Here is a 17802-nt window from a genome sequence, read left to right on the forward strand (position 1 = left end):
CCAGATGTGCGGCCAGCTGAGTCCAGGCTGACGGCCACCGGAATTCCAGGTGGGTGGCCATCTGACCAGTGGTATGCGAACCTGCTGGCCGCCTACGAAACCTTCGCCGAGCTCGCCGACGCCTGCCTGACCTGGTGCGATGCGGTGAACTCGCGCCGTCACCGGGCGACCGGGCAGATACCCGCCGACCGTCTGGACATCGAACGCACCACGCTGCATGTCCTGCCCATCGAGCCGCTCGCGCTTGCGCTGGGCGAGGAGAGACTGGTCGGCTCGGACCGCACCATCAGCTTCAACGCGGTGCGCTACTCGACCCCGCCGGGCTATACCGGTGCCAAGGTGTGGTGCCGGGTGGTCGGCGAAGAACTGTCCATCACCGCCCGCACCAACTCCCGTGATTTCTCGGAGATTTGGCGCCAACAACTTTCCACTCCGGGTGTTCCGCAGATCATCGACGAGCACTACCCCGACCACCCCGACGGCCGCAGCATCCACCAGCCGAGGTTGCGGCCCCGCTCGGAAGCCGAGCTCGCGTTCGTCGGCATCGGCCCCGGCGCGGGACGCTGGCTCAAGGAGGCCGGCCCCGCTGGCGCGGTCCGCATCCGCGCCAAGATGGCCCGTGCGGTCGAGCTGGCCACCGTCCTGGGCAACGACATAGTCGACCAAGCCCTGGGACTTGCGGCCACGGCCGGGCGCTTCGCCGACGACGACCTGCTCTCGATCCTGGGACACATTGCGGACAGCAAGCCCGTCGGCGAGGTCGTCCGCGCGGACGAGGCCCACTCCGTCCAGAACGGAACCATCGGCTGGCAAGCCCTGGGCCAGTGGGCAACGAATTCAAGGAAGTTGACGCACGACTCTGCGGTCAGTCGCCGACAAACCACAGATAACGGTGTGACCCCTGCTCGACTACCTGGCACAACTCGCGAGCCTGCCCGACCCAGTCACCGCCGCAAGCGGCCGGGAGCCGGTCGAGTTCCGCCAGCAGCAGCGACACCTGCCGATGGTTGAAGACCGCATCCCCATAGGGAATCAAGCCCCAGAGCATCGGGAACAGCCCCGGATTCAGATCACCGAAAGCGGAAGTCCACTCCACCCCGCCCTCGGCCCGGGCTATGACGTCGCCGCTGTCACCGCGCACCTGCATATCGATCACCCGTCGAGCCTATCGGCGCCAATCCTGACCGACGAAGGAATTAACGACCATGACGTTTCCCCAGGCCCCGGCCCTGCCCGAGGAGCTCGACAAGCTCATGCGCCGCATGCGCGTGCCCTATATGCGCAAAGCCGCCCCGGACGTGCTGGCCCGCCCGAGCTCAACGCTGGGACCCCGCCGAGGTGTTGCGGCTGCTGATATCCGAGGAGGTCACTGGCCGCGATGCTGCGACGAGGCGTCTTCGCCGCCACTCGGCGAACTTCCCGACCGGCAAGACCCTGGGCTCCTGGCGGGCCGAGGACTCCACTATCCCCGAACCCGCCCAAAACTCCCTGATCACCCTGGAGTGGATCGGCCGCGCCGAGAATCTGGTGATCGCCGGCCCGTCGGGGACGGGCAAGAGCCACTTCACCGAGGGCCTGGCCCAGGCCGCGATCGAGAAGGACCTGCGGGCGTCCTGGTTCACCCTGGAGACGCTGAGCGCCGCGATCGGCAAATCGAAGGTCGACGGGTCCACCGCACGGACCGTCGCCCGGATCTGCCGCGCGGACCTCATCGTCATCGACGACATCGGCCTGCTGCCCGTCGGGGAAGACGCCGCCGAGGCGTTCTACCGGATCATCGACGCAGCCTACGAACGCCGGTCCATCGCTGTGACCAGCAACATTCACCCTTCGGGCTTCGACACGATCATGCCGAAGACTCTCGCGGGCGCGAGCACCGACCGCCTCATGCATCACGCTCATCTCGTGACCACCACCGGTGACTCGCATCGCCTCGCCGAGGCCCTCGCCGGGAAGGGGGTGGTCCCCTTGAACTGACCCCCACCCCGGGAACACCACTGGCCACATGACTGGCTTTCTGATGGCCACCAGCCTGGGCCTCCAACGGCCACCCACCTGGGCATCTCAATGACCGGTGACACAACGGGAAGGCGCCCCACCAGCCGATACCACGAACACTGCGAACAGATTCTGGGTCTCCAACACCCGCGTGAGGCGGGACAGGCTCACCCAGGAACAGCTCGACGCACTACGAGAAACGGCGTGGAATGGGCGTGGCGCCGACACCGTCCGGCCGTTGCGCCGGATCACGCAGGCCCCCCGGGACACGATATCGGGGCCGCGCCTTTCTTCAGGCGTCGCGGCGCATGCGTCATGCCTCGTCGTGCCAGGGGAAGCCATCCGGGTCCGCGGCGGCACGGGTCCAGACCCGCTCATCGTCATGGCCGCGGATCTGGTCCAGGAACGGGAAGTCTTCCGGCTGCACGGCCAGTTTGGCGACGGGGGTCACTGGTAAGGGACTTGCCCATTGGGCCGGCTGCACCAGGACATCGCCGACCCGCATCCGCGGCTGCAGCTCGAAGGTGCCGGCGGGCAACAGGTAGACCGTGCCGGGACGCCAGGGCTGCTGCTTGAGCGCCTGCGCGCTGATGGAGAAGTAGTAGTGCGGCTCGCCGAGGCGCTCGCTGCCGTTGTCGAGGCGGGCGCAGCCATTGATCAACGACATCGGGTGGTGGTCCCGGTCCAGGATCGCGTAGTACATCGGCCAGAGCCCGTCACTGGCGGCGAAGACCGCGTGCCGGTTGCCGAACTCGCTGCTGTCGTGCGGCTGCCGGGGCTCGAAGCGGCTGATCGCCGGGTCGCCCGAGCCGTGCAACAGCAGTCTGCCGCGGTCTGCGGCATGGCAGAGGAACTGCCATTTCGGCGCCTGGATCCGGTATTCGATGGGCTCATCGGGACCGTTCGCGAGCGCTTGGTCCAGCAGTCGGTCGAAGGATGCCGACGTTGTGCGGTCCGGGGGTGGGGCAGGACGCGTCATCCAGTACGCAGGCAGCTTCATCGCAGCAATCTATCCAGCGCGCTGCTCGGGACACCGCGAATCCAGCTGGATGCGCTTCCCGGGTCGGCAGCGAGGCGGGCTGGCATCAGCAGGATCCGGCTCATCGCACCCCCACCAAGACGGAACTGAGACGCATGGCCTACGCGGCCGGCCTGGTGAACCGCGGCTCTCCGGCAGAAGTGGCACAAGGACAAAGTCGCCTGGGTTGTTCGAGATCTACAGGTCGAACTCGAGGTGCTCGATGTCGGTGAAGCGGACCCCTTCCAGGGTTCCGGCGCGGCGGCCGCCGTCCTGGAAGTACACCTCCTTGAGCGCTTCAGCGGTGATCTCCTTCAGCTGCTGGTCGGTGGCGCCGGCCTCCTGGGTATCGAAGAGGCGGGCGGCGTGCTGCGGGGGCAGGGCGACGGTCGGGTGGCGGATGCGGTCCTGGTCGGTCGACCCGATCGGTGCGGTGTAGCCGAGGCGAACGCGGGTATCGACGACGATGCCGCCGGTGGTCGCCGCCCACTGGCGGGCCTTGGCGCGGATCTGCGGCTGCCAGCGCATCTTCACCTCGTGCTCCAGGCGCACGGCGAGGTCCGGGCGGGGCTTTCGACCAACGCCAGCAGCGCCGGCCCGGAGCCCCGGGTCGAGGTCCACAGCCTTCTTCCGGCTCCACCAGGACGACGGACCCGCCCCAACAGAGCCTGACCAGAGTCCAGTTTCACGCCGGTTCCGCCCTGGCGGCGAACCGGTTTCCCCTGCCCTGCTCCGCAGCAGTTTCGTTTCCTCCCCGGCCAAGAGGCCGGAGTATCAACGAAGGACAGAGCCAGATGAGCCACCGCATGATCTGTTAGGGGATGAGCAGCTCAGCCTCATCCGCATGGCCAGAAAGTCGGCCGGCCTCACGGATCTGCTCGACCGTCATCGAACCAGCCAGTTCGATCGCGTCGTGAACCCCATCCCCGTTTCCGCGGTCAAGCGGAGCCAATAGCCAGCGAACTGCCTGAACCAGGTCGACGGAAGTTCCGATACCGTCCCGATAGCACCGCGCCGCTACGAGCATCGCGGGGACATGCGATGATCTGGCTGCCCTGATGTACCACTGCAACGACTCGCCGTAGAGACCCTTTTTCGCACACTGGTCTCCCAGTACGGCACACGCCTCCGGAATTCCTAGCTCACCGGCCGCCTGCAACCACTTTGCGAATTCTCGGAAGTTCTTTCCGACTCCATGCCCGCGGTAATAATTAACCGCGAGATTAAAGGCCGCATAGCCGTCGCCCGCCTCAGCGGCAGCACGGTATAGATCGTTGGCCCTGCCCGGATCCGGAGCTGTGCCTATGCCCCCCGCAAGGACAAACCCCAGCTCCCGCATTCCTTCGACGACAGCCTCACTGGCAGCCACCTCCAGCAACGAGACCGCGCGCGGAAGCTGTTCGCCACGCTCCATCAGCAGGCCGGCCACCAGGACCTTCGCGTCAAGGTCTCCCTGATCGGCCAGGATCTCCAGTCGAGGCTGAAGTCCCCGAGCCCTGTCCCGCCCCTCCGCCGACCCCCTGCGTTTGGCATGAAAATACCAGTTACCGGCAGAGACGAAATCTCCGGCATCCGCAGCCTGGTCACCGCGTTCCAGGAGTTCCTGGATGGAAACTCCTTCAGGGAATACACGCCAACTCGACACCGCTTCACCCACGAATATCTCCTCGTGATCAGCAGCACGGTGGCCGCCGGTCTGTGGAGGTGATCCTACCGCATGGACCACCTCCACAGACCTACCGCCACTAAGGCTCACCCATCCAAGGCGGATAGTCGTACGCCATCCATGACCCATCCGGTGCAAATACATTTATAGATGTCGGGTCGGACACGTAGAGGTGGGCGCCCAGCTGAGCGGCCCTGTCCTGGAACCAGCCGATACAGTTGTCGCACATATCTCGACTGACGGAAATCGCGATACCCGGACGCAGAGTCGAAGCCTGCTTTTCTGCATGGGACAGGTAGTAGGCCCCAGCTCCTCCGGAATTATCGAAGAAGAATGGTGTGCGATCGGTCGGCATCGCTGCGTGCACCTGATCAGGCATCGCCCTCCCGTAACCGGCGGGGATATCCGTGGCGAAACCGCTGGCTGCCTGGATGTCCCCGGCTTCCGCTGCCGTCTTGCTCCCCAAGTTCACCGATGCAGCGAATGACACGTTGCTGGGATGAGGCGCCGCGCGCAGGGCGGCAGCTGTCGGGCAACCCGTGTTGTGAACCAGGACCGGGACGTCGCCGGCAAGCACGTAGTACGTGTGCAGTTCGTGGACCGTGAGGTTCCAGCGATTCGCCGTCCCGGGCGTGATCCGGGTCCTGACCACGGAGGCGTGGCCGTCATCGGCCGTGTTGAGGGCGTCTCCGGGGTGGAGTTCACCGGCCGGCTTCCAGGAGTGGGTGGTGTCATCCCAGAAGGGGTGGTTGGCCGTCGTGTGGAGGGTGGCTGTGTGGTCGTCCTTGCCGCGGACGGTGACGTCGAGCAGGTCCTGGTCGTGGTTGATCCAAATGTGCTGGACGGTGCGAGCGCCATGGTGCTTGCCCGTCTCGGGGTCGGCTGCCTCGACCTTGTCGCCGGTCTTGATCTTGCCGATGACCTTGGTCTTGCCGCCTGCCATGAGGACCGGGGTCTCGGGCGAGAAGCTGCACTGCGAGCGGGCCGTGGTACCCGAGTTGCCCGTACTGGGCCTGTCCGGTGCGGCCGCCGCCTTGCTCGAGGCGGCCGCCTCGCCCTGGGAGTCGGCCTTCTTGGGCGCCGCCGCGTTGGTGCCGGCGGAGTCGGTGGTGGACTCCTTGCCCGCGCCCGAGGCGGCGGCCGCGTCGCCCGAGCCGCTGCCGGCCTCGTGCGGTGCGGCGTCGGCGGAGGCCTTCGGGGCCCCGCCGCCCTCACCGGCACCACCTGCTGCGGGTGGTGAATCCGCTTCCTCGCCACTCATCGGTTCGCCGCCGCCGCAGCCCATTGCCATGCAGTCGGCGCCGCCGGCCAGGCCGCCGACCGCTCCGATCGCCTCTCCGGCAGCCATGACGCATGCGGGGGCCGCGACCACGGTCTCGGTGCAGGCGGCGACCGCCACGACCACCACCACGACCACGGCGACGACCGCGACCACCGTCGCGACCTTCTCGGCGACCGGGAGGGCCTTCTTGAAGTAGTGCCCGGCGCAGCCCCAGAAGCCCGAGCAGCCACCGCTGCTGTGCTTCTTCGTTCCGCTGGAGGAGGTGGTGGAGGCGTAGTACGCCTTGTCGTTGGCCGCGGCGCACTTGGCGTCGCAGCCACCGCCGCCGCCGTCCATCATCGCCAGCATGAGACCGCTCGGGTCCGATCCGCTGGCCGGGTTGTCCCCGGCGTAGGTGTAGCCGCCCATCTGATTGGGGTCGCCGGTCTCGAAGACGGGGTCGGGGCTGAGGAAGCGGCCCAGGACAGGGTCGTAGTTGCGGGCGCCGAGCAGGTCAAGGCCAGTTACAGGGTCGGCGGGTTGACCCAGGAAGCCGTGGTTCTCGTCCGCCGCCACCCAGGCACCGGGCTTGGTGCCGCGGGGGTTGCCGTAGGGGTCGAAGGAGCGGCGGGTCACGGCCAGGGTGGAGGCGTCGACGGCAGTGACGGCGGTGCCCTGGCCGTTGGCGACCTGGTAGGTGACAGTGCCGGTGCTGGAGCGGGTGACGGTGGTGCCGTCGGGGCCGGTGATGTTGCGCAGACCGGTCCAGGTCTTGGCGGAGACGTTGAGTGTGATCTGCTCGGCGCCGCCGAAGAGGTAGAGGACGCGTGTCTTGGCGGTGCCGTCGACGGCGGCGGTCTGCTCGAGCAGACCGCCCTGGGCGTCGTAGAGGTACTTGCTGGTGTTGGTGTGGGTGCCGGAGGTCGTCGCGACAGTGGCGGTGCGGCCTTCGGCGTCGTAGGTGAAGGCCTGGTTCTGGCCGGCCGGAACGGCTCCCGTGGCGGCGTTGGTCCAGGTCTGGCCGCTGCCGCCGCAGGCGGCGAGGGTGAGCTGGGTGCCGGTGGTGGCGGAGGCGGCCGGGTCGGTCAGGCACAACGCGGGGTTGGCGTTGCTGACCAGGGTGCCGGAGGTGGTGGCCTTCCACTTTTGCGTGGTGTCGGTCTTGCAGGTGTCGATCACCACGAGGGTGCCGCTGGTGGTGGCGTTGCCCGTGGTGTCCAGGCACATGCCGAGGACCTTCACCGTGCCGTCGGTGCCGATGGTCCACTTCTGGCTGGTGGCGCCGCCGCAGGTGTTGATCTGCACCTTGGTACCGGCGGTTGTGGAGCCGCCTGCGTCTTCGATGCACCGCTTGCCGCCGCCGGAGATGGTGAAGGCACTGGTCAGGGGGCCGGTGGTGGTCACCTTCCGGCTGATGGTGTCGCCGGCGTTCACATTGCCGTAGGCGGGGTCGGCGTAGGTGGAGGCGATGGTCGCCGTACCGGAGGGGTTGGTGAGGGTGGCCATGCCCGCCTGGTCAGGCAGGGTGGCCGACGCCGTGCCGTTCGCCCCGGGGTAGGTAATGGCCTGCGTGGTGTCGTTTAGGGCGTTCCCGCCGGTGTCGTGGTTGACGGTGCCGGTGCGGTCACCGAGCTGGTCGTAGGTGTACGTCTGCCAGTACGGGGCCGGCCCGCCGACGGTGGTGGCCTTTATGGGGGACGTGGTGGTGGTCTGCACCCGTGCGGTGTTGCAGCCGCCGACCGCGCCGGGCGTGGCCGCGCTCGGGTCGGTGACGCCCGCGGTGTCCGTCCATGCGGCGGTCAGCCGCTGGAAGGAGTCGTAGGTGAAGCACTGGGTGTCGTGGGTGGTGTTGTCCTGCAGGTCGTCGATCGCTGTGAGTTCGCCGGCCTGGTTGTAGCGCAAGTTGGTGACGTCCAGGGCGGACGTCGCGGTCTGCAGCATGCTGCTGTTCTGGGTGACGCGCCCGGTGGTGGCGTCGTACTGGGCGAAGGTCGCCAGTTCCTTGCCGGTGCGGCCGTAGTTCGCCTGCAGCACGCGTCCGAAAGCGTCGTGGACGGTGGTGTCGAGGTAGGCGGGGGTGTTGGCGGAGTTGATGAAGCCGCCGATGCCGTCGAGATTGCCCTGCTGGGTGTAGCCGTAGTCGATGTCCTCGGCCGGCAGGTTGCCGTCGGCCTGGAAATGCGTGGTGGACAGCAGGCCGACGGTGTCGGTGTAGCGGTTGGTGGTGGTGTAGGTGACGCTGCCGGAGGCGGGCGCGCTGGACTGGCCCGCTGCGGCGAAGCCGTCGGACGCCGGGATGGTCAGCGTGGTGCCCAGCGGCTGGTAGGCCGTGTTGTAGTCGGTGACAGTCTGGGTGTACGCGGCTCCCGAGGCGCCGCCGACGTAGCGGGTGGAGGAGGTGGGGTAGCCCTTCTCCAGCGTGTCGTACACATGGGAGGCCAGCAGCTTGGACTGGTCGGGGGTCGAGGACCAGGGGGCGTCATACTCGGCGGTGGGGCGGTTGTCCCAGTCGTAGGTGTAGGACAGCGCCTGGCCGCGGGAGTCGGTGACCTGGAGCAGGTTTCCGGCGACGTCGTACTTGTCGAAGCTGGTCCTGCCGGTGTTGGGGTCGGTCTGGGTCAGTTTCTGACCAAGCAGATTGTACGTGTAGGACCAGGTGTTGCCCGCGTTGTCCTTGATCGTGTCGACCTGGCCGGCCGGGGTGTAGGTGTACCTGGTGGTCGTGTTCGCGGCGGCGACGGCTCCTGCGGTTCCCTGCTTCCACAGCATGGTGGTGCCGTTGGCGGCGGCGACGACGGCCGTGGAGTCGTTGCGGACCTGGAAGGTGGCGCCGGTGCTCGCGGTCAGGCCGGTGGTCCACAGCTGGGCCGCGGCCGTGCTGTAGATCACCAGGTTGCCGTCGGTGCCGAACCTGGCCCAGGCGCCGGCGTGGCCGGAGGTGCCCGAAGACCAGATGGTCCCGCCGGTCGCCAGGGCGGACAGCACGAGGTTGCCGTCGGACTGCATCGTCAGGCGCACGCTGTCGGAGGTCAGCGACGTGCCCGAGGGGATGACCGAGCCGCCCGTCAGGGTGACGGTGGAGCCGGTGTTCTTTACGACCGTGCTGGTGGTCTGGCCGACGGCGTTGGTGAACGAGGCGGTGGAACGGCCGCCGGCCGGTGCCGTGCTGTCGACCTCGTCGGCGCCCGGGTAGCTGGTGGACGTGTGCCACTGCTCGACGGCCTGGTGCCAGAGGGTCTCCTTCAGGGGCCGGCCCTCACCGTCGTAGGTGGTGGTGGTCTCCGAAGGGATCTGGTTCTCGTTCGCCGCGTACAGCGTGGTGGAGGGGAAGTTGTTCGGCTCCGAGTAGGGCGCGTAGGAGGCGACCTGCCAGCCGTGGGAGTCGTAGAAGGTGTCGGTGACGACCCGGCCGGAGTTGGAGTCGCCCATGGCGGTGGCCTGGGTCTGGCGCGGCTGGAGCATGCCGTCGTAAATCGCGACGGAGGTCGCGTACGTGCCGTCGTCGCGCAGCGTCTTCGACGTGACGGATGTCGGTGCGCCGGGCTGGCTGACCGTGTCGCCCGGTGCGGGGACGGCGCCGGGGTTGATGGAGTACGCAAAGGTGTGGTCCGCGCTCTGGCCGGCGGCCTTGTCCCGGCCGGGCAGCCACACCGCGGTGCGCCGGCCGAGCGCGTCGTAGGTCATGTCGGTCTTGCGGCCGTTGGCGTCGACGCTCTCCAGCGTGGCCCCGCGCAGGGCATCGAGCGTGGTGGCGACCTTCCATCCCTTGCTGTTGGTGGAAGTCTCACCGGTGGCGTTGGTGTTACCGCCCGCGGCGCTCCATGAAGGGCTGAAGTCGGTGTGCGTCCTTTGTCCGGTGGCGTCGTAGGAGTCGGTGACGCGGCCGGCGCCGTCGTAGGTCATGGCCGAGGTGGTCAGCCAGTTCTCGGTCGTGCCGGTGTAGCCGGTGGCGGTCTGCGTCGCGGTGGACTCGCCGGAGGCGGAGACCTTCCCGAAGGTGCCCAACTGGGCGGGGGTGCCGTCGCCGATGTAGTAGATCTTCTTGTCTGTCAGCAGATTGCTCGCGCTCGCCGCGGTGGCGCAGTCACCGGCGACCGAGGTGACCCGGTCGGGGTAGGACAGCATCATCGTGTTCGACGGCGGCGGGTCGGCGTACGCCGTGGTGGCGCACTTCTCCTGCTTCGGGTCGACGCCGTCCCCGTGCGCGTTGACGGTGGCCAGCCGCCCCTGGCTGTCGTACGTGGTGTCGGTCTTGGTGTGCCGCCACGTGTTGTCGGCGAGGAGCTCGTACTGCAGGGAACTGCTGGCCTTGATGCGGTGCGCCGTGAGGTCGGGCAGGGTGGACGCGTCGGGCTTCGTTTCGCCGGGGTTGTCGTCCTGGGTCCAGGCCGTCCAGGGTGTCTGGGCGGCGGAGGCCGTGCTGGCGAACGTGAACGGGCCGTTGATGCTGACCGCGTCGGCCTTGCCGCCGGCCTGGGTGTAGCCGGTGTCCTGGAAGTCGGTGCCAGCCAGTTGATCGGCGTCGATGACACTCAGAACCGTCTTGCCGTCGACCTTGGCGTCGACGGTGACGGAGCGACGGGTGCCGTCGGCCTTGTAGTCGCCGTCCATGCCCTGCAGGTAGGTGGTGGTCTGCTGGGTGACGGGTTCGGGGGCCTGCCCGGTCTGCACGGTGACGGTGCGGAAACCGCGGAACTGGTCCCATGTGCGGTACTGGTCGTCGGTCAGTGCGTCGTCGTCGCGGTGCCAGGCCGGGTCCGAGTAGCTGTAGTGGGAGATCTGCGCTTCGGAGCCGGCCGGGTTGTTCTGGGCGTCCGGTTTGTACTGGCCGGCGATCGTCAGGTCGGACGTGACGACGCTGTCGACCGTGACCTTGTTGAACCAGTCCGCGATCGGTTTGGAGGCGCCAGGGACCGTCCAGTAGACGGGGTAACAGAACTCGGTGTTGCTGTCGGCGTGAGCGATCGACAGCGTCTTGCCCGCGCAGGGCGCGGAGTTGTACTCGACGGCTATCGACTCGCCGGTCTCCGTCTGGATGCTGGAAATGCGCGGCCGGTACAGCGGGGGCGCGGACGGGGAATCGTCGTCGACCCGGTTGTCGATCTCGGTACCGGTGAACGACACCTGGTTCAGCGCGATGTCGCTGTTGCCGTTGTCGTAGGTGCCCTTGCCGGTGTGACGCAGGGACTGCAGCCACATCACGGCCTGCAGCATTCCGGCGTCCTTGGGATCCACCGTGGTGCCGGTGACGGGGTCGACGGTACCGCCCGCGTCCGAGTAGACCTGGGCCAGTTTGTAGGTGTCGACCGCCGTCAGCTGGTCGGTGGCCTTCACATGGACCTTGGTGGTGATGGAGTCCAAGCGGGACGTGGTCCAAAAGCTGGGTCCGGACGTGACGCACACGTCGGCGGGGACGGTGGTGGCACCGTCGGGGAGCTTGGTCTTGTCGGTGGAGTCGCAGTGCAGGTCCCACGGCACGTCCGGCCAGTGGGTGGCGGTGGAGTCCTTGAGGTTGCCGGCCGAGCAGTCGGTGAACGTGCTGGTGGTCTGGCAGCGCTGGGCCAGCCCGAAGTCGACCTCGGCCGCGGGGGTGCGGCCGGCCTGCTCGTCGTCCAGCGTGTAGCCGTACGAGATCAGCGTCAGCGCGCCGCCGCGGGTGTAGGAGGTGAGGGTGCCGGTGTCGTCCGGGTCGTCGGTCGCGGCCACCTGGCCACCGCCGAGGTCGTAGTAGTTGGACTCGGTGGTGTAGTCGTAGCGCTGCACAAACCCGTCCGGCGCCACGACGAAGTCGAGGTTCCAGCGCCAGCCTTCGGGCTTGTCGCACTGCGACGCCTTGCCCTTGGTGTCGTCGTGGCAGGGGTCCGTGGAGCGCGGGTGCAGGACCGGAACGCCCCACGCGGCGTGGGTGGAGGCGTCGGCGGGATCGGCGGGCATGGTGGCGCCGTTGCCGGGGTCCTTCGGCGAGTGATCGGCGCCGAAGTACGCGGCCGTGCCGTCCGTCGTCAGCACCCGGTAGTAGACGCCGTCGTGCAGCCCGTTGGCCGCACCGGACAGCTCCTGCACGACCGTGCCGTCGTCGCCCTGGATGCGCCACTGGCGGATTTCGCCGGCCACTGCGGAGTCGAGGCCGTCGGGTACCAGCACGCCGGAGTGGGAGCCGAAGGAGAGCGTGGCGTTGTCCCCGCCCCAGCACTCGTCCGCCGAGCCCTTGACGAGCTTCTTGCCGTCGGAGTCCAGCAGCGAACTGCAGCCGCGGTAGCGCCGTTCGACGTAGCCGACCTGGTAGCTCCAGCCGTCTCCGACCCAGGAGGCCTGGGAGTTGCGGGCGGTGTTCTCCCCGTCGACGGACTGGGAGTCGTAACTCAGGCCTACCGAGGGCGCGTTGCCTCCGATCGCGGCCGGCACGGAGATCGGGTAGGAGTACGTGAAGGAGCCGGTGGCGGACGCCTGCCAGGTGCCCGCGGCCGACAACTGCGTGGCGCCGTAGTCGCCCTGGGAGCCAGAGGTGCCGGAGGTCACGGCGAGTGCGGTGGTGCCAGTGGCCTCGGTCGAGCTCAGCAGTGCGGTGTGCTCCGACATCGTCTCCGGGCCGTTCGCGATCTCGGACGGTCCGGAGGATGTGGCGCCTTGGTCGTCGGGCTTCGGGGGTTCGGTGCCGGTGGTCGGCTGCGCGGTGCTGGTGGTGTCCGGTGACTGTGAGGGGGCCGCGCCGGCCGTCGGCGTCGCACCTGCCGTGCCGTCGGTCGGCTCGGGATCGTCCGAGCCGTCGTCGCCGGAGGTGGAGCCGGAGCCCAGGATGACGGTCGCCGTCAGCTGCTCGGCGGAGGCACGGTTGGTGAACTTCAGTGGGGTGGCCTTTTGACACTCCGCCTTCTGCGGGGTGGTCAGCGCGCAGCCGGGCAGTTGCACCAGCCGGAGCCGGGAGCCGTAACCGCCGCCGTACGCGCGGGCGATCGACGAGTAGTCGATGACCACCTCAACCCTGCCATGTGCGGACGTCGTGCCGGAGGGGGTGATTCCCACGAGCATGCCGTTGGCACCCGTGCGCAGAGTCTGACTGTGGGACGCGGTCTGCACGCGCACGGAGTTGACGCCGTGCTCGGTGTCGACGGGCGCCACCCAGACGGGGAGTGAACCCGCCTTCACAGGCTTGGACTTCGACTTGGACTGTGCGGACTTGGACTGCGGGGACTTCGTCTGCGAGGACTTCGTCTGCGGGGTGAGGTCGACGAAGGCGGTGCCGGCCTCGGGCCAGTGGGCCACCCGTGCCCGGTACGTGCGCTGTGCCTCGTAGCCCTTGGGGTGCTGGGAAGTCTTCGGCTGCAGGAGGTGCGCCCCTACGGCCTTGGTAGCCGGCAGTTTCTTGGGACGCCACACCGTGCCGTCGAACGAGAAGCCACCGTGGTGGCCGAAGTCAGCGTCCGAATGGCCGGCCAGGAAGCCCGGCATGCCGAAACCGCCGGCGATCGCCACCGGCACCAGCAGCGCGAACAGTGCGACCGGAATGGTCCACAGCCCCGGTCCACCAAAGAATCTCCGGTGCCATGTGCCCATGAACCAGCGCCGTCTGCCACTCACTTGTAAACCCCCCAGACACGCCCTTTTGAGGGCCGCCACACAGTCGGATCACAGGTGAGTGACCGACCCGGAGGTTAGGTACCGCCATGATCACGACTCAAGGCGCTTTGCCCTTTCCAGGCCAAGACCATGCATGTACATGGCGGATGCTGTGTAGTTTCTGTGCCGGAATTGATCACTTCCCTGCTCTCTGTGGCAACCAGGCCTCCCACCCTGCTGCCCGCGAACCGAAGGACGCCCGCCAGGTGTTGAGACCACCGATACGCACCGGCCACAGACGCGCCGTTCCAGCCGGCAGACTGGCCCTGTTCGCCGCCGTTCTCAGTTTGATGGCGGCCCTCCCGGCCGTCGCCGACGACTCTGCGACCGCTCCGTCCGACCCGCTGCTGGCGGCCCGGGCCGAGGCCCTTTCCACCGGAAAGACCGTCCCGGTCGACGCGGTGACCACTGAGGTCTCCACCATCGAAGCCCTGCCGGACGGCACCTTCACCAACACCACCAGCGCACTGCCCACCCGGGTATTCAAGGACGGCATCTGGACCCCGGTGGACGCCACCCTGGTCGCCGACGGCCACGGCGGATACACACCCAGGGCCACACCGAACCTCGTCACCCTCTCGGGCGGTGGCACCGGTCCGCTCGTCACGCTGACCCACGCCGACGGGCCCAGCATGGCCTTGACCCTGCCTTTCCGCCTGCCCACGCCGAGGGTCAGCGACGACACCGCCCTGTACCCCTCGGTACTGCCCGGCGTCGACCTGTCGGTGTCCGTCACCGACCAGGGCGGTTTCAGCGATGTCCTGGTCGTCCATGACGCGGACGCCGCCGCCAACCCCCAGCTGCAGCAGCTCAAGCTGGCCGTCGACACCCACGATCTCACGCTGGCCACCACCGACTCCGACAGCATGAAGGCGACGTCCACCGAGGGCGACCTCGCCTACACCAGCCCGCAGCCGCTGATGTGGGACTCCTCCTCCACCCCCGTCAAACTCGGCGGACCGGCGGCCGGCGTGACATCCTCGGTGGACGGTCCCGGTCCTGAGGCCGACACGGAGCCGGTCGCCATGACCGCCACCAGCAACGCCATGACACTGACCCCTGACGCGGGCATGCTCGCCGACCCGGACACCACCTATCCGGTGTACATCGACCCCTACACCAACCCGGTCTCCTCCACGGCCGGCCACTACACCGAGGTCTACTCCAGCTCCGCCTGCGACAACTCGCCGCAGTACGACAAGGCGCAGACCAACGGCCAGGGGGCGGGTTACCAGCGCTGGGGCGGCGCCTGCGGAGTCGGTGTGGAGCGCTCCTACTGGGGGATCAACACCGGCGGTCTGCACCCGTCGTTCGTGGTCTACGACGCCTACGTGAAGATCTCCACCACGTTCGCGGCAAGCTACGACTGCAGTCACAACCAGCCGCTCACGCTGCACACCACGAACGCGATCAGCTCAAGCACCGACTGGCTGTCCCGGCCCGGCGTCCACGACTCCGCCTTTCCGCCGGTGACCGACACCGTGCCCAGCGGCGCCAACTCGGGCAGCTCCTGCAGCAACAGCACCGCCACCTTCCACGTGAAGGCCCAGGCTCAGAAGATCGCCGATCAGGACGGCGACGGCTACGACGCGGACGGCACCTTCGGCGACGGCGCCAACACCTGGACCATTGGCCTGTACGGCAACGAGTCGGAGTCCTCCTCCAACGACGACTACCTGCGCATGTCGACCACGCTGACCCTCACCACCAAGTTCGACATCCCGCCGGGAGTGCCGACCAGTCTGCACACCACGCCGGCCGCCACGGGCGCTTCGGCTGCCTGCACCACCAGCGGCGTGGGCTGGATCGGCGCCACCACCTACTCGGACGCCGGCAGCGACATCACCCTGCACTCCACCGTCACGAGCCAGATATCCGGCGAGAAGGTCAGGGCGCACTACTACGTCTGGGACCGCACGGTCGACCCCGACGGCGACGGCAACGGCGCCTCCGTCTCGACCCCGGACAGCGGCTGGCTGGCCTCCGGCACCGACGCGGCCATGAAGATCGGCGCCACGCTGAAGGACGGGCATCAGTACGGCTGGGACGTCTACGCCGAGGACGACTCGCCGGACCAGAACCTAACCTCGGGCAAGTCCGACCACTGCTGGTTCTCCACCGACTTCACCGCGCCGCTCACCCCGGACATCACGGACAACGCCGCATTCCCGCCGGTGGGAGCCGCACGTCAGGGCGCCGCCGTCTACGCAGGCCCCGGCAGGACCACCGACTTCACCGTGGTCGGCGCCGACGCCCCCGCCGGCGACACCACTTGCGACCCCGGCGCGTGCAGGTCAAGCGGCATGAAGTCATTCCTGTGGCAGCTCGACTCTCCGCCCACCGATGCTGACGGCCAGACCACCGCGGTCACCGGCACCGACAGCCAGGGCCGCTCCACCGCCACCATCCCCGTCCCGATCCGCGACTGGGGCGTGCACACCCTGTACGTAGCCGGCGTGGACAGGGCCGGCAACATCTCCACCAGCCCCGCCGGCTACACCTTCACCGTGCCGTGGGACCCCGCGACCACGATCAAGCCGGGTGACATCAGTGGCGACGGGGTACCCGACCTGCTCGCCACCACCAAGACCGGCGACCTCGACCTCGTCCCCGGCGACCGGGATCCCGCCCAGGCCGTGGCCCCGGTCACCAGCGACCCGGTGACCGGCACCGCGCCGGACGTCACCGGCCCTGTCACCGTCTCCGCCCCGGCCGATTCCCCCGACGGCACCGGCTGGAACAACTACCTGATCGCCCACCGCGGCAACCTGCACGGCGCGAACGGCGACGACCTCTGGGCCTACAACAGGACCAGCAAGAACCTCTACATCGTCAAGAACGACTTGGACCCCGTCGACGACGGGACGTTCCCCAGAACGTCCTGGTCCGCCCTCGGCGGCTTCGTCGGCAAACGGTTCGACCGCGTCGTCAAGGACGCCTGCGCACTGTCCGACGTCGTCACGGACGACACCCGCTGCCGCACCACCGACTACAACAGCTCGAGCTGGAACATCAGCCAACTCATCACCCCGGGCAATGTCTTCGGCAACACCGACGACTACCCTGCCGTCGTCACCGTCGAGAACAAGGAACTCTGGATCTACCAGTCCGACGGCGGATACCACCTGAAGAACCCGATCCTGCTCGGCGACGGCGACTGGACCACCCAGACCCTCATCGCGGCGGGCACGTTCAAGGACAAGCCTGTCCTGTGGTCCCGTGACAACGCCACCGGCCAGCTGTACAGCTACCCGGTCACCGTCGACCCGACCACCCTGGTTCCAGCTCTGCTGCACCCAGGCGTGCACACCAGCCTCGGGCTCACCCTGTCGCCGTCCCTCTACCCCGTGGTCGCCTCCCCCGGCGACGTCAACAGCCCCGTCCAGACCGGCGACACCAACCCCGGCGCCCCGGACGGCAACCCCGACCTCTACGCCGTAGGCCCCTTCGGCCAGCTCGTCGAGTACAACTACCGCCAGAACCCGGTCCTGACCTCGCCACCCACCTACGGCTTCGCCTCACCGGTCTCACTGGGTTCGGTCACGGATACCGCCACCCACTGGTGGAAGCTCGCCGAAGGCAGCGGTACCACCACCGCCGACGGCACCGGCACACTCAACGCCACCCTGTCCGGCGGCTACTCCTGGACCAGCGACACCGGTCGCGGCAACGCGGTGACCTTCAACGGCACCACCGGCTACGGCAGTACGACGGGCCCGGCGGTGGACACCTCCAAGAGCTTCACCGTCTCCGCCTGGGTCAAGCTCAACTCCCTGGCCGCCAACAGCACCTTCCTCTCCCAGAACGGCACCGCCAACAACGGCTTCCAGCTGTACTACTCCTCCGGCGGCCAGGCCTGGGCGTTCGGCCGGCACAGCACCGACGCCGACGGAGCCGTCTGGCGGGCGACCTACGGCGGCAAGCCGGTGGTCGGCCGCTGGACTCACCTCGTCGGCATCTACGACGCCTCGGCCAAGGAGATCCGCCTGTACGTCGATGGAAAGCTCGTGGGCACCAGGGACTGGACCTACAGCCCCTGGAACGCGACCGGCCCCGTGCAGTTCGGCCGGAAGCTGTCCTCGGGCACCTACGGCGAATTCACCAACGGCGCGATCAGCAACGTTCGTGTCTATCCCACCGCCCTGCCCCCGGCCGACGCCTCGGTCGGCGGTGATCTGCCCAAGGTCGCTCAACTCGACTGACGACCGCCCTCCCCCACGTGCCCGCACCTGGAGTCTCCGG

The 17802-nt window shown here is 68.2% G+C and carries 6 protein-coding genes and 1 pseudogene; 3 read left to right on the forward strand and 4 right to left on the reverse strand.

What is annotated here, in order from left to right; translation table 11 throughout:
* The first annotated feature begins 6 nt into the window (after positions 1-6).
* Both BFN33_RS53220 and BFN33_RS22495 read left to right on the forward strand, forming a co-directional pair.
* Positions 7-1011: a hypothetical protein gene (locus tag BFN33_RS53220; RefSeq protein ID WP_176742443.1), complete on the forward strand. Its 1005-nt coding sequence runs from the start codon at positions 7-9 to the stop codon at positions 1009-1011.
* Between the two features lie 327 nt (positions 1012-1338).
* A complete protein-coding gene (locus BFN33_RS22495; RefSeq protein ID WP_370743307.1) occupies positions 1339-1977 on the forward strand; it encodes an ATP-binding protein in 639 nt (212 codons plus the stop codon).
* A gap of 334 nt (positions 1978-2311) precedes the next feature.
* Here BFN33_RS22495 and BFN33_RS22500 read toward each other — a convergent pair whose 3' ends face one another.
* The 4 genes and pseudogenes from BFN33_RS22500 to BFN33_RS55265 all read right to left on the reverse strand — a co-directional run bounded on the left by BFN33_RS22500 (position 2312) and on the right by BFN33_RS55265 (position 13521).
* Positions 2312-2998, reverse strand: a complete 687-nt coding sequence (locus BFN33_RS22500; protein WP_069761925.1) for a hypothetical protein — start codon at positions 2996-2998, stop codon at positions 2312-2314.
* A 216-nt stretch (positions 2999-3214) separates the two neighbouring features.
* Positions 3215-3592 (reverse strand): annotated as a pseudogene (locus BFN33_RS22505) (XRE family transcriptional regulator); the annotation flags it as partial.
* A gap of 238 nt (positions 3593-3830) precedes the next feature.
* The gene (locus tag BFN33_RS52005) at positions 3831-4673 is read right to left on the reverse strand and encodes a tetratricopeptide repeat protein (protein WP_176742444.1); all 843 of its coding nucleotides are present in this window, start codon (positions 4671-4673) and stop codon (positions 3831-3833) included.
* An 88-nt stretch (positions 4674-4761) separates the two neighbouring features.
* Complete coding sequence (locus BFN33_RS55265) at positions 4762-13521, reverse strand: ricin-type beta-trefoil lectin domain protein (RefSeq protein WP_141757982.1); 8760 nt, start codon at positions 13519-13521, stop codon at positions 4762-4764.
* A 329-nt stretch (positions 13522-13850) separates the two neighbouring features.
* Between BFN33_RS55265 and BFN33_RS22520 the strand changes: the two genes are divergently transcribed.
* Complete coding sequence (locus tag BFN33_RS22520) at positions 13851-17762, forward strand: LamG domain-containing protein (protein ID WP_141757983.1); 3912 nt, start codon at positions 13851-13853, stop codon at positions 17760-17762.
* The last annotated feature ends 40 nt before the right edge of the window (positions 17763-17802 follow it).

It is taken from the genome of Streptomyces sp. LUP47B, assembly GCF_001746295.1.
Lineage (GTDB): Bacteria > Actinomycetota > Actinomycetes > Streptomycetales > Streptomycetaceae > Streptomyces.